Genomic DNA, 19,888 nt, shown 5'->3' on the forward strand with positions numbered 1-19,888 from the left:
ATTTAGATATAAAGCCTTTCTGCATTCAAATATTTAACAATTTTGTCATAAATAAAACAAAATTGTATGTGATATGTATTTTTTAGAGTGATTTATGATATAATTCACTAGGTAAAGTATTTTCGTGGTTCATCTCTATATAGTTTTTTACCCTACTTACTCTGTAAAATATTATTGGTGAAGAGAGAATGTTTTCTCTCTTCTTTTTTTATTTGACATTAATAATATCGTTAATAAAGGATGTTTAATATTTTTTAGGCTATTTTGTTGTTGGTAATTAGTTTTGGTACGTATAATAAAATATGGTTTGATTAAGAGATTTAGTCTTGACGTACAGAATTTGCAAAATGTTGGTGTTCCGTCTTTATTTACATCAAATGTTAAATGTATTCTAATTTTAAATGAATTCAACATAATATTTTGTATCTATAATCCCAAAGGAAACTTTACATGGAAATGAAATTTTTCCTGCAGAAGCAGCCTGCATACAAGAAATTACCCAAGATTCCAATTCTAAAGGCAAGCGGTATACTTGAATATTACCATCACTGTTTTTTACAGTTACAATCGGTGTATTTACTCTGGTTGTAGCAAAATCGTCCGTTGTTATCATTCTTACTGCATTATTAGTGTGAAAACCAGTGTTTATAACTTCATAAATCTGTCCATCTTCTTTACTCCCAATTCTTTTAATGGGGGAGTGGCAGCTAATACGAAAGAACCGTTTCTATTTACATCACCGACTACTGCCAATTGTGTATACATAGGATCTAACCCCATTTTGATGCAACTTATAGAAGCGTAAAAGCTACGTAAATCAACACATAAGATGATTCTATTCGGTAAGATAGAATAGTCATACACTGTTATTCCTTCCTAAACAAAAGAACGTTTGTTCTTATTGTATGCGAGCTTGTGTTCTTTTATAAAGAGGTTTTGTTTTAAAATAATTTTTTCAGATATTCTTCTTGTGGGAGCAGCAGTTCTAACAACAATCAGTAATAGGGGGCGTGACATATGTCCATCAAGCTAAAATTTTAACATACCCACAAAAAGAAAATTTTTATCTCTCTACACCAATTTATGACAAATCATTTTTTTCATTTTTAGGATAATGAATTTCTTAACTTGATGGCAATGACCTAACATTAAAGTATATGGGTAATTTCTATTAATTAATATATTAAATTTAAAAAATATAAAATTAAAGCATAGGTGTATGATAAACGTATGTAATATCCTTCATTATGTCCATAAATGTGCCCTGGATTTATTAGTATTTTTTTGCTAAAACCATACTAAATAAAGGCCGCAATAAAATTAAAGGTAAAATAAACAGAATATTCAAAATTATATATATCAACTTATTTAAAGGTTAATCTAATGTAATACCATGATACCATGGTTTTACATTAGATATAGATAATTTTGGAAAAGGGGAAGATTCTATGAATGTTCAACTAGAAAATGAACAAATAACAAAATTATTAAACGACTGGTATCAATCCATGTTAAAACAACAATTAGTTAAAGCAAAACAATTAAAAGAGTATATAGAAAATGAAATTAACAATGTCAAGGAAAATCAAAACGTACTCTTATATTATTCTTTATTAGATTTTAGATACAAAGCATTAACAGATTGGATAAGTATTAACGAAAGCAGTTTTGATGAAATGGATAATTTCACAACTCCAGCAGATGACTTCCTAGCTTATTATTATCACTTCTTTAAAGCATTCCATTCTACTTTAACATCCAATTACACTGAAGCAAGTGAACACTATGAAAAAGCTAAAGAACTATTAATACACATTCCTGATCCAATAGAACATGCTGAATTTAATTATCGAATGGGGTATTTTTATTATCAAATCTATAAACAAGTAATAGCTCTTGATTATATAAAATTAGCTAAAGAAGAATTTTTAAAACATGAAGGTTATGAAATAAATGTAGCACTATGTGACAATTTTATAGGTCTGTGTTGTATTGATTTAAAACATTTCGAATTAGCTGAGGAGTCATTTAATAAGGCACTAGACACATTCCAAAAAAATAACCATAAAAATTCTATCCTTATGGTAAGACATAATTTAGCTTGGTTATATTCAAAACAAAATTTATCTAAACTCGCGATTCGTCATGTATCTGAAGTAACAAAGAACAATCCAAACCATTTCAAAGCATTTTTCGTAGAAGCATATGAATACTATAAGATAAATGACCATAATTACAGCGATCAACTAATTCAAAAAGGATTAAAACTTAGTAACGATTTTAACAATCAAGAATTCCAACATCGTTTTAAAATTTTAAGAGCCCTCAACAACAATGTCCCTACATTAACTTTAGAAATATTTATTTCAGAAGGTATTACTTATTTCAAACAAGAAAAACTATGGGAATGCGTAAAAGAATATGCTGATATCTTAGCTCTAAAGTTTTATGAAGAAAATAACCATAACAAAGCAAGTCAATATTTTTATATGAGCAATACAGCTCAAAAAAATGAATTAGAAAAAGGAGCGTTAAAATAATGAAAAAAATCTATCTAACTATACTTGGAATATCTTTAATTAGTATCCTAACATTAGGGTTAAACGACTCTTTTAAAAATCAAGCTGTAAATATAGGAGACGGTGGAGGTGCACCAGCAAGACCAGATTATTTATTACAAACACACGCTGACTTATAAGAAAAAAACACCTTCATTCTTGAAGGTGTTTTTTATAATCTGATTTTTAAATAAATGAAAAACGGAATATATCAAAGTTCTCTAAGTTAACAGCATATTCCAATTATTAGAAAAATATTAAAAATTTTCATTTTTTGTTCTATTATGGAGGTGAGGAGAAATTATACTTATAAGGGAGCTGTATTAGTTTGAAAAAATTTTTAGGATTAGTTTTTGTCGTAGTTATATTAGCTTTTGGAGTTTTTCAACCATACTCACTAAATTTAGAAAAAGTTTTTGCACAAGATAATACTAGTAACAATATTAATAATAATACCAAAGAAAAAAAGATCGATTGTGTACCTTGTAAAAAACCAGAAAATCTTTCGAAAAATGAAACAAATAAATTTGCTGACGAACAAATTTTGGACAAAGTAAAAAAACAATTAACTGATCTTAAACAAAACAAATTAAGTATTTATTCCACAGCAGATTTTGAATGGAAAGAAGCTGTTAAAGTCGATTATAAAGAGAATAAAACATCGGCTATCATAATTCCTTCAAAAGAAAACCCTAAATCTAATGATACAAAACAATATCTAACTGTAGGATTTAACGAATCTGAAAGTAAGTTTGCAGACCCTACATTTTTAGAGTTGAAAACACCAAATAATGGTGATACGATTCTTTTAACAGTAAAAACATTAGATGGTGAAAATGTAGGGACTTTAGACCTAAATTCAAAAGATGGAAAACTTAATCAGATGAAATTATTCACTGATGGAAAAAGTGAATCAATCTTAAAAGAAAACAATGCAAAAGCAGGTTACTGGGAAGATGTTCAACGTTGTATTAAAAACAACTGGAAAACTATGCCTCAATGGGCTAAATGGGCTTGCGAAGGTGCATGTGGAGGATGTTTATTTGCTAGTCCATATGCATGTGGTGGTTGTCTTGGATGTCTAGCTGGTTACGCAATTGGTTGCGCTGCTAGTCAAATATAAAAAGAAGGGTGTGATTCCTCAAATGGAAATGTCTAAAGGAATACTGTTTTATAGACTAACATTGATTATTGCTTGTTTCGCAGTAGTTGCCTTCACATATCCATCTGAATTCTCTAAATTCGCATTAATCGCAGGTATTGTTGGTATTTTTATTACACTAGATAAAATAATAGCAAAAGATAACAAAAAAAGAGTTTATCTCCTCGTATCATTACTCTTTTTAATCGGATTTGCTATAACCTTCTACTACACATTCTTATAAAAATACTTTACAATAGGCGATACTTCAAAAAAAAGAATCCTGATTTTTAAAGGATTCTTTTTTTTGCTCTCCTTCTCTTTTCCCCCCTTAACAAACCAGATTAGCTAGCCAAAACAGGATATGCGAAGGGTAGGGGGCAAAGCTGGGGTGTGGAAAGCCTTTTGACTATGTATAATTATTTCACTGCCTCTTTTAATTCTTTTCCAGCCTTAAAAGCAGGTGCTTTTGAAGCCGCGATTTGCATTTCTTCACCTGTTTGTGGATTACGTCCTGTACGTGCAGATCTTTCACGTACTTCAAATGTGCCAAAACCAAGAATCTGTACTTTTTCTCCATTTGCTAACGCATTTGTTATTGTATCTAATAACGCTTGTGTTGCTACAGCAGCATCTTTTTGTGTAAGTTCAGCTTTTTCTGCTACTACTTTTGTTAAGTCTGTTTTATTCATTTTCTGCACCTCTTCATATGTAATTAGGTGACTATTATAACGTGTGATTACTCATGATGCAATTATACATAGGAAAAGCCATAGCAAGAGCAAGAGGACAATGTCTGTGTAAAAGGCATAAGAAGGATATTAATTATCGCTTTAAACTCTGTTCATATTTCTTTACATCTTCCATAGTTTTAAATATTAACACATCAAAAACTCCTTTTTCATTCCCACATACGATAACAAAACCATCTGTTGCTTCCAGAACTCTACCGACGCCACCATCTGTAAGTGTAATACTGGTGAGATGTTTTACGTTCAGTTTTTCTTCTTTTTGAATGTAAGTAGTTATGGGTGTTCCTACAGGAAATGCGTCTGTGATTTCTTTTGTTGTATATGTCCCATCATCAATTGACTGAGTTTTAGCTGTAATAGAATCAGTTTGAGTGGCACATCCTGTTGAACATATTAAAAGAATGCCAGTAATCATACTTACACATGCTGTTTTTACCATTCACAAAATCCTCCTATAACTGTTCGTATTGTTAACCCATTTAGGGTAACAAATTATATATACGAAGTTTGTTGGATTATATGAGTCGTAATTCAACAAAGATACAGGTATTTTGGCAGAATGTGTTTCAAGCAAAAGAAAAGACACCCAAAGGTGCCTTCCTGCGACTGGAACCATCGTAATATGGTATTGGGTGCCAACCCGATTATTATTTTACCACATTAAGTAATTTTGGTTGTTGAGAAATATAATTCAAATCTATATGTTGTTTACTTTTGTTTTATTAGTTTTTGTTGTCGATTTTTCAATCTGCTCAAATTTTTATATTCTTTTGGGTGTTCTTTAGAAGCCTCTGAACCACGTTTTATTTGTTGTTTCGTTTCTGTATGGAGTAAATCAGCATGCTTAATCATGAGATCAGATTCTACTTTTTAAATGTATTTTTTTGTAGATTCATAGGGGAAGGGAAAGGAAGGCGTTTTTTTACCTTGCTTATTGTGTTTCATTGTGTGAAAATAACCGAAGAAATTATTGAATACAGTACTGATAAATGATAATAGAAAGTGAGCTTTTGTGATGATACCTTATTATATAGAGATAGCTCATGAGATCGCTAAAACTGCCCATGCTGGACAAGTAGATAAAGCAGGAATTGACTACATCAAACACCCTGAGACAGTTGCTAGCTTTGTAAATACGGCCGAAGAGAAAGCTACTGCTTATTTGCATGATGTTCTGGAAGATACAGAGATAACTGCTAATGATCTATTAAGTGCTGGTATACCTCATAATATAGTTGAGGCAGTGCAGGTACTGACAAAAGAGAAATACACGCCTTATTTTGAGTATCTGAGCAAAGTGAAAGAAAATTCTCTTGCCCGTACTGTCAAACTTGCAGACTTAAAACATAATTCTGACCGCTCACGACTTGCTAGGATAACAGATAAAGACCTAAAACGATTGGAAAAGTATCGCAAAGCAATTCAGTTTTTAAGGGAATAAAAGAAACAGCAACTTCTATAGTGGCAATCTCTTATAATACTATTTGTTTGAACAAAATTCTTCTTGCGAATTTTCAAAGGTATTTAATAACGATTTTCAAGATGCTGTGGAATAAAAAAATAAGAGACTCTACTCTGAGGGAATCTAGAATATCGTCTCTTATTTATAAGCCTTAAAACATCAATTCAGGAATATGTAAATGATTTTTAAATAAGTTCCAAGTCTCATCTAGAATGGGTTTTGGTGGTATGTAAATAATTGTTCCATCCCGACCTCTTGTTAAAATAACTCGATATGCATTGAGTTTAATTTGGAACGGATCTTCGACACCCCATTGATAGTGCTGTCCCTCCCAAGTCCCATTCTGTAGATATAGATCATCATCCCAATGAACGAGCGTCATATCTAGTTCAAGTCCCTGTGTTTGGAATTCAGTTGAGCTGTAGTTGAGCGCTCTGCAATAGTATTGGGATTCGGGATAGTTAAAGTATTGAGCGATCTTACTAGGGCGTTCATATCGTTCATCTCTTGGTAGAACAGGGACTTCTTTTTGACGATCAGCGCCACCAGCACAGACAACACCAACTGTTTTTGTATCATCTTGATAAAGCTGATGTAAAGTGAGTTTGGCTTTGTTTAAATCACGTGTAATAAAAAGTTGATAATGTTCTTTCGGTAAATGATGAATCAGTTGTTTTGTTTGTTCAAAATTAGCATCTAATAGAGTATTAATAATTTCATAGTATTTTAAAGCTGCATGAGCACGGAAAGATGAGTTTAAATGTAGCTGAGAATGAGTTCTATAATGTGCTGCATTTGTAAATAAAGAATTAGGATGTTTAGAGTGAACAGTCACGTTTTTTCCCGCGATCGCATGATTCCACAGGGCAAGACCGCCTTCTTCTCCAGAATAGATCTCCTGTCCGTCACCAATTAAACCAATTGTTACACTCCACGGTTTATTGTTTGTTGCAATATTCATTATAATATCCGGTTCGCTTAAGTTTTGGGCTTTTCGATTTCTTTTAGTGAGCGATTGATCGACTTTTTTTGTATCCCATGCTCGTTGGGCCTCATCAAAAATGATGATCTGTTCCTTTAGAATCATTCTCTTTTCGAGAAAGTCCATTTTATAGCCATATAGGCCTTGTACAAAGGTTCTATTTTTCAACGTATCTTGTAATACGTCTACTAATGGACCGTTACCTGATAAATAAACTGCATTTTTCAGCTCATGTGCAATGGTTAGACCTAAATATGTTTTACCTGCTCCTGGCTCGCCAGATACTAAAATGAGATGATGGGTATTTGTATGTTGGGCTTCTTCAATGATTGAGCGTACAGTTTGTTGTACTGCTGGAAAGTTACTGCTTGATACAGCTTTAATATCAGGGAGCGGTTCATTATTTAAAATGGAACGAGCAGCTTCGAGCATAGAAGGTGAGGGTTCATAGACACCATTGATTATTTCCTCTAGCGTCAAAGTTGGTGCTTCTGTTTTATTTAATATTCGTTTAATAATACATTCCAACCCATCAACTGTTGAAAGGGTTACTTGATAATCTTTTTGGAAAACCCAGCGTTCACCTACATAGTTTGTAAGCAGTAAAACACCTATGACTTGCATGTTAGATTGTTGAATAGCCGAATGATAATGTTCGAGATCACGCATATAAAGGGATGTTTGGATATATTCAGAAGGGGAAACGTTATTATAACTTTTACATTCGAGAACTATCAAATAACCATTAATCAATAAAAGTACATCTGGACGACGACCGCCTCCGCGTAAAATCTCATATTCAAAAATAAGTGATGCATCTAAATTAGAAAATCGATTAAATAAATCTTGTAGTTTATTGTAACTATCAATCCATGCTCTCTTTTGAGAATCTATTTTTGGATCATTTGCATTGGTTTTATAGACATGATCTAGCAATTGTTTAATAAAAAACTGTACATCTAATTGCTTAAATTGTTCAATAGTTCCAGCCCAGCCATAGTGCAAGATAAAGGCCCCCTTGAAGTGTAGTAGGATATATGTATATTTCTATTATACGAAATGATATAACTAGTTTGGAATAAGAAAAGAGTTAAGTCGTATTTATTCTGGGGAATTGTGTAGTAATAAAAGATTTTTGTTATATTTTGAGGGCTATCGATAACAAAAGAATTGATTTAGATGAAGATATTTTATGCTTAAACATAGTTTCTTAACTAGAGCACGAAATCATATTATTACCCAATTGTCACTTTTAAATAAAGTCACTATGTTTTGAAAAGAGATGCGATAAAATATAAAAAGGAAATGGCCCATTTGTTAAAAAGTTCAATTTCCTTTTTACGATTTAAATATGTTTAAATTTTATTATAAAGGAACCTAAATCATAGCCTGTTTTTATTATAGCTATAGCTGAAATGATAGCTAATGGGTATTTAATAAATGGTTTGTTGAGAAATTCCTTTATGTTTTTCATGTTGTAGACCTCCATTTTATTAATTGTATTATTATATATAGTATCATAAATATGGATGGTTAACATTCATGATATTTATCTCTATTAAATATAAAAATAAATACTAATAATAAAGGATTATATTTTTAATATACTTGTTCCTGAATTAATAATAGATTATTTTCTGCGGAGGTATTAGTACTTAATATTAAGAGAAATTAGCCACAGCTTACTAATATAATTATAGATACGCCTATGTACTTAAAGTATAAATACAGAGTTTTTATAAGCATGGAAAAATTGCAGTTTCAATTGAAACTGCAATTTTTAATTCATCCTTGCCATTATAGGGGAGGGGATTTGAAGTGTGCTAAGATAAAGTCATTTTAGTAAATTTGCTTCATTTTAAAATAAGTTTGAATGAAGGAGACAATTTGCTAAATACACTATGTTGTTCATTTCCTTCTTGACTCATACTTGCTTGATAAGATGAAAAACCTTTATACGTTTTTCTTTTCCATTGCCATAAGCCATTAGTTTGATCGAATTCACCATAGTAATGATTGTAATCGAGTTTGTTTCCAGTGTTTTTACTAAAATTAATGCTAATAAAGATACGACTATTACTTGCATAGATTTGGTTATTGGTAATTACATTGTTGCGGGTATCATAATTTAATTCGATTTGGCCACTCTCTTGATCTTTTGTATCATTTTTATAAATTACATTGTTTGTAATCGTGTTATTTTCAGCATATCCTTGCTTACTGTCATATCCACCAATTGCAATACCACTCATGATATTATTGGATATCGTATTGTCTCTAACGGTAATTTGGCTTGCGCTTTTTCCTGCATATTCGCTAGCTACTTCAATACCGAGGTCGTTTTCATAGCTCTGATTTTGCTCAATGATAATTTCCTTCCCACCATCCACGTAAATACCATCAGCGGAATATTCATTATAACTAGTATTATTGATGGATGAATTGTGATGGACAATGTTATTATGAACAACTCCATTCCGCACTTGATCTAAAGCAGTTACTGGAGATACGCCTTCATGTCCAATCAGAACAATTCCAATGTTGTTGTTATCATGTACTTTGTTATTGGTAACTTCAAAGGAATCTACATTCCCATTCACAGCAATTGCTTCACTCAATCCTAATTTCAAATTTGCTACTTCGTTATTATCGATGACAATATGATTTAAATTATTTTGTGCACTAGATGAAGTACCGTACACAGCAATGCCATGTGCATTTCCATTCTTTACATTTGCTTCAATGTGGTGAATATAATTATTTCTAATATCAATGTAACTTCCTGTTCCAGTGATATAAATACCAATAGGGGTTTCGTTAACTTTTGCTGATTTTAAATTGCGAAATTCTAATCCTTTTACTTGAATATAGTTTTTGTCTTCTATAGTAAATAACCCATCATCTTCTAATTTGACTTTAGAACCATCGAGAATGACTTTTTCATCTTGATAATTTTGAAAAGTAATGGGTGCGCCTGAGGCACCAGAATGAGTGACACGAACTTTTTGGTTATAAACTCCGCCTCTTATGTAGATTGTACTGCCTTCTTTAGCGACGTTAGCAGCTTTTTGAATGGTAGCGAAAGGTTGATCTAATGTACCGGAATTGAGATCGTTTCCTGTTGGAGATACATAGTAATTTGTAACAGGATTTGCATTGTTATTGGGTTGTGCAAAGGTTAAGGCAGGAATCGTAAGAATTAACATACTGAAAGAAAGCAATAAGATAAAAAGGGATTTTGTTAATAAGGGAAATATTGTTTGATAGTTCATTATTATCCTCCTTCTTTTTATAAGCATTCCTTCTCAACTATATAGTTAAAACTGACGATTTATATCTTGTTTCAATAAAAAAAACCCGGGGCTGAATCCCGGGTAAAGGGACATCAACCACCGTGGTCTCCGTTTGCAATCATACTTTGAACGACTTTTACTACGTGACTATCTGTTTGAGATGTAATTCCCAATGTAAACATTAAAGCTGTAGCAATAATCATCACTTTAATTAGCTTTTTCATTTTAAAGCTCCTTTCGCATCGGCTTTTTTCTTAGCTTGAATTGCTTTATAGAAGTATGTACCTGCTTTGGAATGCTAGCCTTGTTCAAAAATCTTTTCTGCTAGTGCGTTACAATGTGATGGAAGTTTTATTTAGGGGGATTTTGACCACCATAGAAGTACTTTTTTCATGTATTGGTGGATTATCTTAATGAAAAAAACAAAATGTTTTTTCATTGACCTAAGTTTTTATCATGTGTATATTTAGTTTTAACGTTTTTGTAACTAGGAGGAAATATGAGAATAGCTGATTATTTTTACATGGGAATTTCAAAAAGAGAACTAAAAAAAGAAATTGAAAGAACACTAACTAAGTGCAAGATAGAGGTAACAAATTTAGGAATTGAAAATATGGAAATAGAGGATTTAAAATTATTAAATGCTTTTATTAAATCAAAAGCAGAACAAATAAAAGCTACACAAATATATACTGCGAAGCTTGCATTTGGAATAGGCATTATAACATTAATGATGAAAGAAATTTTAAACGTAAGTCCTATTTTGGGTATGTTTATATTATTTTTGATATTTATTAGTATGTCTGTTTGCTTCAGAAGTGATGAAAAAATATTTAGAAAAAAGGTGCAGGCATTTTATTATCTTTCTAATTTACTAGATTTGTACATTCAAGAAACGGAGAAGTGTATTCAGTCTAATAAATAAAGAAGTGAATCCTAATTTTTATTTTGTCTACATTTTATAGAGGCGCTATATTAATTTTGGTCTAGAGGAATTATTGTAATAATATAGCTTTCTTAAAAACCATCAAAGAAATTCTTTGGTGGTTTTAATTTAGTTAAAAAATACGTTGGTAGGAGTGGTTCTAATATTTTAACAATATTTTTTAATGAATCAGGGAAGTGACCATCACCAATAATATTTCCACTGAGTTCTATATAGTTTTATTCAGGATTATGACAAATATAAATGGTTTCAGTTTCTTGTTTTTTAACCGTATTAATATATTAGGAATAAATGTTATTATATATTTAGAAATATATGCAATAGGGAGAGGTTAAAGTGGGAAGAATATTTTCTTTTTTTTCTAATACAATTGAAGAATTTGAAGCATTTATAAAGTTAGGTACTTTTTATTGGCCACGAGCGCTTGCAAAAAAGACAAAGTATCAACAAAAAGGTAATGAATATGAACAAATGGAAGAAAATATTGGAGATTCAGTTTATATTGTTGTAGGGACAAAGGTTAAAAATGATATAAAAGACCCCATATTAAAGGGGAAAGTTACAGGGGCACCAATGATCACGCATAAAGGAATTGTAAAAGAGGTATATAACCGACCAGTTATGGGCTACCGATATACTCATGGTCGTAATACTACGGATAAATCATTTATGCTTCCTTTTGAATTTCTTAAAGAGATGAAACAATTAGATACATATATGGGGAAGGAATTTTCTACTGAAAATAAAATAGAGTTAGAGCAAGCTATTGAAATGGGAAAGATAATTAAGCGTTTATTAGATCATGATGAGATTCACTTTCAAAGAGCCTTTATTAAAAAAGGTACTATTTTTATTAAAAATGATAATTCAGAAAGCGTTTTTAGGTTGGATAATATGTTGGTAGATTTGTCATATAATGAAGCAGGTGTCAGTGAGCGACTAACTTATCGGGAAATGCCTAGTAAAAAGTCAGTACATAAAATTGTGGAAGAGTGTAATAAAGCCGGGTTAAATGGAAAGGAACTCATTAAAAACTTGAGAACATGGCGTGCTAAAGAATTTGTTAAAGTTAAAATAGAAGAAGAGATTTTTCAGGAGCTAGATGGAAAACTTCAAGAAGGTGTAAGTACAAGACTAATTGTAAAAGAAGATAATAGTGATAGTTTACTTACGAATATAAAGAAGAAAATTGGTTTTGATTCTAATAACACAGAAAATCAAAAGGATGTGGTACATATGAATTTACCTAAAAATCAAATTTTGTATGGTCCGCCCGGAACCGGGAAAACTTATTCAGTTGTACGAAAGGCGTTGGAAATAGTTGATCCAGAGTTACATCAGCAGTTAATAGAAAATAATGCTGATCGTAAAGAGTGGATGGGTGCATACCAACGATATACTGAGGAGAAGCAAATTCAATTTTGTACATTCCATCAATCATATTCATATGAAGATTTTGTAGAAGGCTTACGTAGTGATGCAGAGGGAAACTTTAGGCCAACTAATGGTATATTTATAGATATTTGTAAAGAAGCAATGGATAGTAATAAAATTATTAACCCGGCTTATGAGTTTGATGAAGAAGAAACAAACTTTTACAAAATGTCTTTAGGTAAAAAAGACCTTGATACTGATATTTATAGATATTGTATTGATAATAAATTAATTTCGATTGGTTTTGGAGATGATTTGAATTTTTCAAAATGCAACACTAAAGATGATATAAAAGAATTAGTTGAAAAGAATTATAAAGGGAAAGATAAAAAATCTACAGTTTTAAATAATATTAATCGTTTTAAACACTCGGTAGAAATTGGTGATATTGTTGTAATATCATACGGGAATTCATATATTCGTGCAGTTGGGCGTATTACAGGAGAATATGAATACAAAGAGAATACAGGAATACGCTATCACCACTTTAGATCAGTAGAGTGGCTATATAAAGGTAAGTTAATTCCTGTTGAAGAGATTTTGATTAATGGGGAGTTTACTATGCAATCCCTTTATAATATTCGTAAAGAGAATTTGAATTTAGAGGCACTTCAAGAACTGATTAGTACAGTTGAAATCGCTCAAGAAACGAAGATGAAAAACTATGTATTAATTATGGATGAAATTAATAGGGGCAATATTTCACGTATTTTTGGTGAGCTTATTACATTAATAGAAAATGATAAAAGAATAGGAAAGAAAAATGAGATATTTGTAAAGTTACCGTATTCTCGTAAAAAGTTTGGAGTACCTTCGAATTTGTATTTAATTGGGACAATGAATACAGCAGACCGGTCTATTACATTGATGGATACAGCCCTTAGAAGACGTTTTGAGTTTATTGAAATGGTACCGAATGTCTCTCTATTACCAGAAGATATTGATGGCATAAATGTAAAAAAACTAGTGCATACCATTAATCAAAGAATAGAGTATTTATATGATAGAGATCACACAATTGGACATGCTTTCTTCCTGTGTAATGATTTATCAGAAACAGAATTAATAAATATTATGAAGAAAAAGGTTATTCCTTTATTACAAGAGTATTTTTATGATGATTGGGAAAAGATCGAGATGATCTTAGGTGGAGCAGCCAGTGACGATAGTTCTAGTTATTTCTTGAAAAAAGAAATAATAAAGCCGGCAGATATTTTTACTGGGTTAAATAATCATTACTTGGAAGAACAAGTTAAATATTCAATTGTTCCTCAGCCAAATAAGCAGGCATTGATGAATATTTATAAAGGGCAAAATAGTTAATGAAGAACATTGTATTAACGGAATGTCATGACGTTATAGGGATTAATGAGGATGTAGGGGATAACAAGACAATTACACCATCACAAGCAGATGAACTAGCTAAGTTTATTGAAACCCAAAAGCTTAAAAGTGAGTATATAAGCTGGGGAAATAAGAGTATTAAGTTTATAAATTATGTTGGGTTTATTCAATGTTCAACGTTTTCTATAGAAATCTTACCCAAGGTAGCATTACATAATAATTTTAATCAAATGCGTAAGGTGTTAATTGGAATGCTAAATGATTGCGGTTATTTGAATGTTAAGACTTCGACTTTATCCCAGTTACAATTAATAGATGGATCTTTATTTGAAATCTTTGGACGAATTTATGCATCCCATTTATTTAAAGAACTGACCAAAGGTATTATGATGGAGTATCAGCAAGTAGAGAATAATTTAATGATGTTAAAAGGTTCTCTTATTATTCGAAAGCATATTAAAGAAAACTTGAGCCGAAATAAGAAGTATATGGCATATTGTCAATATGAAGAAAGAACTATTAATCACGAGATTAACCAAGTATTTGTAGCTGCTAACCAATTACTATTGAAAAATATTAAAGATATAGAGACTCAAAAACTCCTAAAGCAAATAGATCATATGTTAGATGGGGTACAGCCAAGGACATTCTCTACAAAACAGTTAACGAAAATAAACTTAGATCGGATAAATAAAAGGTTTGAAACACCTTTATTGTTAGCGAAACAGTTTCTAATGAATGTTACAGCGAGTTTTAGCGTGAAAAATAATAACTCATTTTCATTTCTCTTTGAGATGAATGATTTGTTTGAAAAATACATAACAGCTTTAGTAAAACAAGTAACTAAGCATGCTATATACGAGCAGCATAAAGAATATAAATTACTTGTAAATGAACACAATGGTAATGATATTTTTCAGCTAAAACCAGATATTGTTGTTGATAATGGTAATACACAAATTATTATTGATACAAAGTGGAAGACCTTAACAAGTGGGAATCGCTCAGGAGTGAAGCGAGAGGATTTATTTCAAATGTATGCATACTTAACGCGATATGAAAGTGCGAAAACAGCAATTTTGTTGTATCCAAAACAATTAGAACTTGAAATAGACTACAATGAACATATTCAATCTTGGTATTTACATGTAAATAAAGAGAAAAAGATGAAGGTATATGGTATATCGTTAGAAAGTAAGGTCAAAACAATTAAGCAGCTTTGGAGAATTATTCAAATGAGTTGAATAATAAAATTGTTAATTTAGTTAAATCACTAAAAATATTTATAGAATAACGGAAATAAGGGAATGTAAAGTTATAATGTTCAATGAAGTGTTTTAATAAACATATATACTATGGATAAAATTTGTGCTGAATTTTATCCATAGTATATAAATATCGGGAATTTCCGATATTTAATATTAACTGTGGAAAGGAATAATAAAATGTTTTTTTTCTTTTATGAGTTTGATAATTTAGAGCCTGGAACTTTTTTAAGTAATAGTGAAATTCAAGAAATGTTTAAATGTGGACCTAGTGGAAGTATGAGAAGATCTTTAAAGACAAATTCACTTGTATTAATTTCAGATAAAGAAAATCCGTCCTATCCTAATATGGAAAAAGTTGATGGTATCTGGCATTTTGTTGGCATGGGTAGATTCGGAGATCAATTGCTTGACTATTTACAGAATAAAACCCTTTCACGTTCAAATGATAGTGGAGTGAATTTATATCTATTTCAAGGTGAAGCAACGGAGAAGATAGCCACTAATCAAAGATATAGATTTATTGGAAAGGTCTTATTAGTTCAACAACCCTTTGAAAAGTACAATCAATTAGATGAAGCGGCTAATAGAAGAAAAGTATGGATTTTTCCATTAATTGAAACTGGGGTCGTAGAAAAATTTACTGATTTTATTAGTAGATTTTCTAAGTACAAATTAATGGATAGAGGCGTAATAGAATATCCTAATTTTGCTCTCACTAAAAATAGTCCAGATAATATATTAAAGCTAATGAAAAATGAAAATGTTGATACATTAACTGGCCCAGGAGGGTGGTTTCTTACAAAGACAGGACACTTTTATAATCAAAACGCTAAAAGTAAATTAAAACTTGGCAATATTTTTGATGAAAGTGAAGGGCATAGTACAGTATTCCAAGGACAGAATAAATATTTGAATCCATATTATAAAACATCTATAGTGTATTTAAGTGAAGAAAGTTCAGAAAAATCTAGTGTAGGCACTGATTTAAATCTCTTAGGATTAAGGATTGAAAGTATTAAATATCAATCTAATAGAAATGAAGATGTTGATATTAAGTTTATCCATGATAAAGATATAAATAATTTAGATAAGCCTTTTTCTACTTTAATTATTGGTCCAAATGGTACGGGAAAAAGTACATTACTCTCCGTTTTTCAGAAAGTACTTATGGATTTGTACTATATCGCTGAATCTAAAGAATCGAAAGAAATATTCTCATCTGGAAACATTAATTATGAAATTAACTATTACTTAGGAAAAAGTAAGTATACAGTAAAAAGAGATAATTCAAAAATAGATTTTCTTAGAGAAGATAAAAATATAGGGTTTAATAAAAATCTATTACCACAAAAATTAATTGCATGTGCATTTAATATTAATGATAAGTTTACTTATCAAAGTAATGAAGAAGATGTAATAGATAGATATCAATATCTGGGTATCAAAAGTTCAGACAATATGGCAAAAATAGGGGAAACTACAAGAAACTTAGTTCAGAATATAATAATGTCTTCGCTAGGAAATAATACCTTTCCTCATTTAAAGAATATTACTAGTTTTATTGGGGTTGAGCCCAAAATAAGAATTGTATTTAATACAGTAGATAAAAAGAATATTTCAAGTTTAATAGATAGAGAAATTATAGAAAATCTCCAAAAAAAATATATACGTTCAAAGAAAAATAGGGAAATTAATAATGTGAATATAATAGAATACCAGGAAATAATAGATTTTATAGCTCACCTTAATAATACTAACAAGGATTCAAATATATTTAAGTTTTCAAATCAATCAATAATAGTTGATTTTGATATAGAATCTTATAAAAAGTATGAAAATTACTTTGATGAATTAAACATAATATGGCATTTATACGAAATAGGGATATTTAAATTACCAAACGTTGAACTGAAAAAAGGAAAGTATTTTAAATTAGAACAAGCAAGTTCTGGGGAGGCACAATACTTTTCAACGATGGTAAATATATTAGCAAAAATACAAGATAATTCCGTTATAGTGATAGACGAACCAGAAACAAGTCTTCATCCAAATTGGCAATATAAATATATTTACGGCTTAAATACAATCTTTAAAAAGTTTCCGAGTTGTCATTTTATTATGGCTACACATTCCCATTTTTTAATCTCGGATTTAGAGTATGGATCGTCTTCAATAATTTCAATGGAAAGAAAAACTGCTAATTCAGGTGTTGATGTTAAATTACACGATGAAGATACGTTTGGATGGGCAGTTGAGGATGTACTATTTAATATATTTGGTTTACCAACAAATAGGAATTATTATGTTGCAGATGAAATAGATAAGATTCTTTATGAAATTAGTCTAGGGAATTTAAATGAAGGAACTTTAAGGAAAATTAAAGATTTTAAGCGAATTCACGAAAAAATGAAGGAAAGCGATCCGCTCCGAGAGGTTCTAGAATTAATCTTTAAAAAGGTTGGTATCGATGGTTAAATACTACTACACACATCCAAATGATGATCTACAAAAAATTTTTGAAAAGAGTCATGATTGGGAGAAAACTAAAACAGAATTAAAGTATGTAAGGAGTATTATTTACCAGAAATTGTCCGAGTTGTATGGAGAATATTGTTATTACTGTAAAATGCCTTTGGATGCAGGAAGCAATCCAGGTGATATAGAACATATTGTTTATAAAGGAGAGGGAAATTATAAAGAATTCTCATACCATCCTTTAAATTTAACATTAACTTGTAAGAGATGTAATACTGCTAAAGGAACCAAAGAAAGTTTAATCTCTAATAAGCAAAATATCAAATATAAATATGAAGATTATCCTCAAAATCCAAGTGATTATACAATAGTTCATACCCACTTTGATGAGTATTTTGAACACCTAGAAATTAATGATCATATATTTATTGAGCCTAAAAATAATAGTCAAAAAGGAATTAAAACAATTGAAATTTGTAATTTATATAGACTGGATTTGGCATTAGGTCGTGTGAAAAGGATGAGAAATAACTATGGGATGGGAGGACCTGCAAAAGAATTAATCATGAATGGTAGAAGGTCGAATGAAGAAATAAAAAAAGAACTAAGAAAGTTTTTTAATGAAGATACGACTGAAAAATTCCAAGCATTAATGAATATTGGAAATAATTTAATTAATCTTCAAGTAGTTAATGCTCTAGCCAAAATAGAAGATGTAATAATAATTTCTATAGAGGAAAATTATTTGTTTTTTGAACAATTTATGAAATGCTTCAATAATATAAACCAATATTATGAATTGATGAGGTATATAAATGAGACATCTACTCTTTCTAAGGCATTAAATCAGGTAATCGCAGAGGAGCATGTATTACAAAAGGGAAGTTCTAAAATATTTTTAAATAGTAATGGATTAGGAAGATTGAGTGAGTTGGTCTGTGACAGAGATTTAGAAGTGCGTAATACAGTTAATGAAAAAGTAAAAAAATATCTTAGGGACTTAGAGTTATTAGATATTAATTTAATTATTAAAATTGTGAATGAGAAAGTTAATTTTCTAAAGATAGTAAATGTTATTTCGGAAATCCTGAAAAGTGAACAAATAAAGTATTTGTTGCCAGGATTGCATAATTTTGATTTTAGGTTTATAAAACAGGAAATTAATAGATTTAATGACAAACTAGATCAGAATCCTCAATTAAAATTATTGTCTCTTTTAGAATGGTATTATAAAAATATACTAACAGGTATTGATAGAGTAAAGTTCTTTAAGAATAAGGCTAAGATTGAATTTATAATTAATTACCTTGAATCCAAGTAAATAGAAACTCTCTGTAAAATTATTGAAAATAAAAGTATTTAACAATATTTACAATTTAATTTAATTATGAAAAACATGTGTATTTATAAATTCAGGGTTCATTGCAATGATTGCGGATAAGCTGAGGCTGGAACATAAGGCTAGCTGAGAATAGAAGTAGTAAGGGATTTAATGCTCCTCTTGTAATTGGTAAAAGCCAATAAACATGATTTCAATCCAATAAATATTTTGATACATACCCAATGAATGATTTTTATTCATTGGTTTTTTTGTGTTTGTAAGAAGGAGTGATTTCATGAAGCTATCGAAAACGGAATGGTATTTAAATGACTTCTTGATTTATTGTCAGAGCAAAAATTTATCACAAAAAACAATTTCATCTTAAGAACAAACATTAAAATTGTTCCTGTTATGGTTAAAAAATGAACAAGACCTTGAGGAAGTCAATCATGAAAAAGCGGGACATATACGATAATAATACATTGCTTATGTTCAAGAGCGTGGCAAAAATATGGTGGTAAGTCGTGAAGATTATCATATAGAAGTAAAAGAGTTAGCAACTAACTTTCTTCAACAGGCTGTTGCACCTAATGAGGTAGAAACAAAAAAAGCAAGGTAGATGAATCATATAAAGAAATTTATAGAATCTCTTTATAAAGTATCCTTCTATCATATGAGTATAGACTTTTAGTTATTTAATAAACGAGTGGTTAATTTTATGCCCCTTTTTAAACATCCCCAAACATAACTTCATCATTTAATTTTTGGACATCCTCTGCTGCAATTAGTAAGGTAATTACTCACTATGTAACTTTTAATCACTTCAGAATCATCGCCTGCGACAACATTGCCCTAAAAAGTTATGAAAATATGGTGTATCCAGTTCACACAGCAGACCGACCATATATACAC

18 protein-coding genes and 1 pseudogene are annotated in these 19,888 nt (G+C 30.4%); 10 read left to right on the top strand and 9 right to left on the bottom strand.

Features of this window, described 5'->3' with window-relative positions:
- Positions 1-397: 397 nt before the first annotated feature.
- Positions 398-712 carry a hypothetical protein gene (locus DN393_RS31660; protein WP_370458105.1) on the bottom strand — a complete coding sequence of 105 codons (315 nt, stop codon included), beginning with the start codon at positions 710-712 and terminating at the stop codon, positions 398-400.
- A pseudogene (locus tag DN393_RS21700) lies at positions 649-864 on the bottom strand (Y-family DNA polymerase); the annotation flags it as partial. The pseudogene DN393_RS21700 and the gene DN393_RS31660, both read right to left, overlap by 64 nt.
- 584 nt (positions 865-1,448) lie before the next feature.
- Between DN393_RS21700 and DN393_RS21705 the strand changes: the two are divergent.
- The 4 genes from DN393_RS21705 (at position 1,449) to DN393_RS21720 (ending at position 3,943) form a co-directional block, all read left to right on the top strand.
- Positions 1,449-2,540: a response regulator aspartate phosphatase gene (locus DN393_RS21705; RefSeq protein WP_001102657.1), complete on the top strand. Its 1,092-nt coding sequence runs from the start codon at positions 1,449-1,451 to the stop codon at positions 2,538-2,540.
- On the top strand, positions 2,540-2,698 hold the full coding sequence (locus DN393_RS21710; RefSeq protein ID WP_149173903.1) for a Phr family secreted Rap phosphatase inhibitor: 159 nt from the start codon (positions 2,540-2,542) through the stop codon (positions 2,696-2,698). The genes DN393_RS21705 and DN393_RS21710 overlap by 1 nt, the downstream gene beginning before the upstream one ends.
- 188 nt (positions 2,699-2,886) lie before the next feature.
- Positions 2,887-3,681: a hypothetical protein gene (locus DN393_RS21715; RefSeq protein WP_000713970.1), complete on the top strand. Its 795-nt coding sequence runs from the start codon at positions 2,887-2,889 to the stop codon at positions 3,679-3,681.
- A 28-nt stretch (positions 3,682-3,709) separates the two neighbouring features.
- A complete protein-coding gene (locus DN393_RS21720) occupies positions 3,710-3,943 on the top strand; it encodes a hypothetical protein (protein WP_240792561.1) in 234 nt (77 codons plus the stop codon).
- Positions 3,944-4,118: 175 nt separating this feature from the next.
- Here the strand turns inward: DN393_RS21720 and DN393_RS21725 are convergent, their stop codons facing one another.
- The 3 genes from DN393_RS21725 to DN393_RS31665 all read right to left on the bottom strand — a co-directional run bounded on the left by DN393_RS21725 (position 4,119) and on the right by DN393_RS31665 (position 5,303).
- Positions 4,119-4,391: an HU family DNA-binding protein gene (locus DN393_RS21725; protein ID WP_149173904.1), complete on the bottom strand. Its 273-nt coding sequence runs from the start codon at positions 4,389-4,391 to the stop codon at positions 4,119-4,121.
- A 133-nt stretch (positions 4,392-4,524) separates the two neighbouring features.
- Positions 4,525-4,890 (bottom strand): hypothetical protein, encoded by a 366-nt coding sequence (locus DN393_RS21730; RefSeq protein ID WP_064475132.1) that lies wholly within the window; start codon positions 4,888-4,890, stop codon positions 4,525-4,527.
- A gap of 269 nt (positions 4,891-5,159) precedes the next feature.
- Positions 5,160-5,303: a hypothetical protein gene (locus DN393_RS31665; RefSeq protein WP_170958608.1), complete on the bottom strand. Its 144-nt coding sequence runs from the start codon at positions 5,301-5,303 to the stop codon at positions 5,160-5,162.
- Positions 5,304-5,466: 163 nt separating this feature from the next.
- On the opposite strand from DN393_RS31665, the gene DN393_RS21735 reads away from it, so the two are divergent.
- Positions 5,467-5,892: an HD domain-containing protein gene (locus tag DN393_RS21735; RefSeq protein ID WP_149173905.1), complete on the top strand. Its 426-nt coding sequence runs from the start codon at positions 5,467-5,469 to the stop codon at positions 5,890-5,892.
- A gap of 172 nt (positions 5,893-6,064) precedes the next feature.
- Here DN393_RS21735 and DN393_RS21740 read toward each other — a convergent pair whose 3' ends face one another.
- The 4 genes from DN393_RS21740 to DN393_RS32155 form a co-directional block, all read right to left on the bottom strand.
- Entirely contained in the window at positions 6,065-7,900 is a 1,836-nt protein-coding gene (locus tag DN393_RS21740) for a DNA/RNA helicase domain-containing protein (RefSeq protein ID WP_149173906.1), read from the bottom strand.
- A gap of 340 nt (positions 7,901-8,240) precedes the next feature.
- Positions 8,241-8,369 carry a hypothetical protein gene (locus tag DN393_RS32150; protein WP_000789571.1) on the bottom strand — a complete coding sequence of 43 codons (129 nt, stop codon included), beginning with the start codon at positions 8,367-8,369 and terminating at the stop codon, positions 8,241-8,243.
- A 379-nt stretch (positions 8,370-8,748) separates the two neighbouring features.
- The gene (locus tag DN393_RS21745; RefSeq protein WP_149173907.1) at positions 8,749-10,167 is read right to left on the bottom strand and encodes a right-handed parallel beta-helix repeat-containing protein; all 1,419 of its coding nucleotides are present in this window, start codon (positions 10,165-10,167) and stop codon (positions 8,749-8,751) included.
- A gap of 113 nt (positions 10,168-10,280) precedes the next feature.
- On the bottom strand, positions 10,281-10,412 hold the full coding sequence (locus tag DN393_RS32155; protein ID WP_255449812.1) for a hypothetical protein: 132 nt from the start codon (positions 10,410-10,412) through the stop codon (positions 10,281-10,283).
- A 275-nt stretch (positions 10,413-10,687) separates the two neighbouring features.
- Between DN393_RS32155 and DN393_RS21755 the strand changes: the two genes are divergently transcribed.
- The 5 genes from DN393_RS21755 (at position 10,688) to DN393_RS21775 (ending at position 18,976) form a co-directional block, all read left to right on the top strand.
- The gene (locus DN393_RS21755; protein WP_149173908.1) at positions 10,688-11,113 is read left to right on the top strand and encodes a hypothetical protein; all 426 of its coding nucleotides are present in this window, start codon (positions 10,688-10,690) and stop codon (positions 11,111-11,113) included.
- Between the two features lie 357 nt (positions 11,114-11,470).
- Positions 11,471-13,891: an AAA family ATPase gene (locus DN393_RS21760; RefSeq protein ID WP_149173909.1), complete on the top strand. Its 2,421-nt coding sequence runs from the start codon at positions 11,471-11,473 to the stop codon at positions 13,889-13,891.
- Positions 13,891-15,156 (top strand): McrC family protein, encoded by a 1,266-nt coding sequence (locus DN393_RS21765; protein ID WP_149173910.1) that lies wholly within the window; start codon positions 13,891-13,893, stop codon positions 15,154-15,156. The genes DN393_RS21760 and DN393_RS21765 overlap by 1 nt, the downstream gene beginning before the upstream one ends.
- Positions 15,157-15,339: 183 nt before the next feature.
- A complete protein-coding gene (locus tag DN393_RS21770) occupies positions 15,340-17,655 on the top strand; it encodes an AAA family ATPase (protein ID WP_179958529.1) in 2,316 nt (771 codons plus the stop codon).
- Positions 17,648-18,976, top strand: a complete 1,329-nt coding sequence (locus DN393_RS21775) for an HNH endonuclease (protein WP_149173912.1) — start codon at positions 17,648-17,650, stop codon at positions 18,974-18,976. The genes DN393_RS21770 and DN393_RS21775 overlap by 8 nt, the downstream gene beginning before the upstream one ends.
- Positions 18,977-19,888 lie beyond the last annotated feature (912 nt).

Origin of the sequence: Bacillus sp. BPN334, from assembly GCF_008368885.1 — a bacterium.
GTDB classification, from domain to species: Bacteria; Bacillota; Bacilli; order Bacillales; family Bacillaceae_G; genus Bacillus_A; species Bacillus_A wiedmannii.

What these genes read in the sequence shown, in the direction of transcription:
- DN393_RS21730 (WP_064475132.1), bottom strand. Translation starts at nt 4,890, where the DNA reads ATGGTAAAAACAGCATGTGTAAGTATGATTACTGGCATTCTTTTAATA.
- DN393_RS21720 (WP_240792561.1), top strand. Translation starts at nt 3,710, where the DNA reads ATGTCTAAAGGAATACTGTTTTATAGACTAACATTGATTATTGCTTGT.
- DN393_RS21705 (WP_001102657.1), top strand. Translation starts at nt 1,449, where the DNA reads ATGAATGTTCAACTAGAAAATGAACAAATAACAAAATTATTAAACGAC.
- DN393_RS21725 (WP_149173904.1), bottom strand. Translation starts at nt 4,391, where the DNA reads ATGAATAAAACAGACTTAACAAAAGTAGTAGCAGAAAAAGCTGAACTT.
- DN393_RS21755 (WP_149173908.1), top strand. Translation starts at nt 10,688, where the DNA reads ATGAGAATAGCTGATTATTTTTACATGGGAATTTCAAAAAGAGAACTA.
- DN393_RS21775 (WP_149173912.1), top strand. Translation starts at nt 17,648, where the DNA reads ATGGTTAAATACTACTACACACATCCAAATGATGATCTACAAAAAATT.
- DN393_RS32150 (WP_000789571.1), bottom strand. Translation starts at nt 8,369, where the DNA reads ATGAAAAACATAAAGGAATTTCTCAACAAACCATTTATTAAATACCCA.
- DN393_RS21745 (WP_149173907.1), bottom strand. Translation starts at nt 10,167, where the DNA reads ATGAACTATCAAACAATATTTCCCTTATTAACAAAATCCCTTTTTATC.
- DN393_RS21765 (WP_149173910.1), top strand. Translation starts at nt 13,891, where the DNA reads ATGAAGAACATTGTATTAACGGAATGTCATGACGTTATAGGGATTAAT.
- DN393_RS32155 (WP_255449812.1), bottom strand. Translation starts at nt 10,412, where the DNA reads ATGAAAAAGCTAATTAAAGTGATGATTATTGCTACAGCTTTAATGTTT.
- DN393_RS31665 (WP_170958608.1), bottom strand. Translation starts at nt 5,303, where the DNA reads ATGATTAAGCATGCTGATTTACTCCATACAGAAACGAAACAACAAATA.
- DN393_RS21735 (WP_149173905.1), top strand. Translation starts at nt 5,467, where the DNA reads ATGATACCTTATTATATAGAGATAGCTCATGAGATCGCTAAAACTGCC.
- DN393_RS21710 (WP_149173903.1), top strand. Translation starts at nt 2,540, where the DNA reads ATGAAAAAAATCTATCTAACTATACTTGGAATATCTTTAATTAGTATC.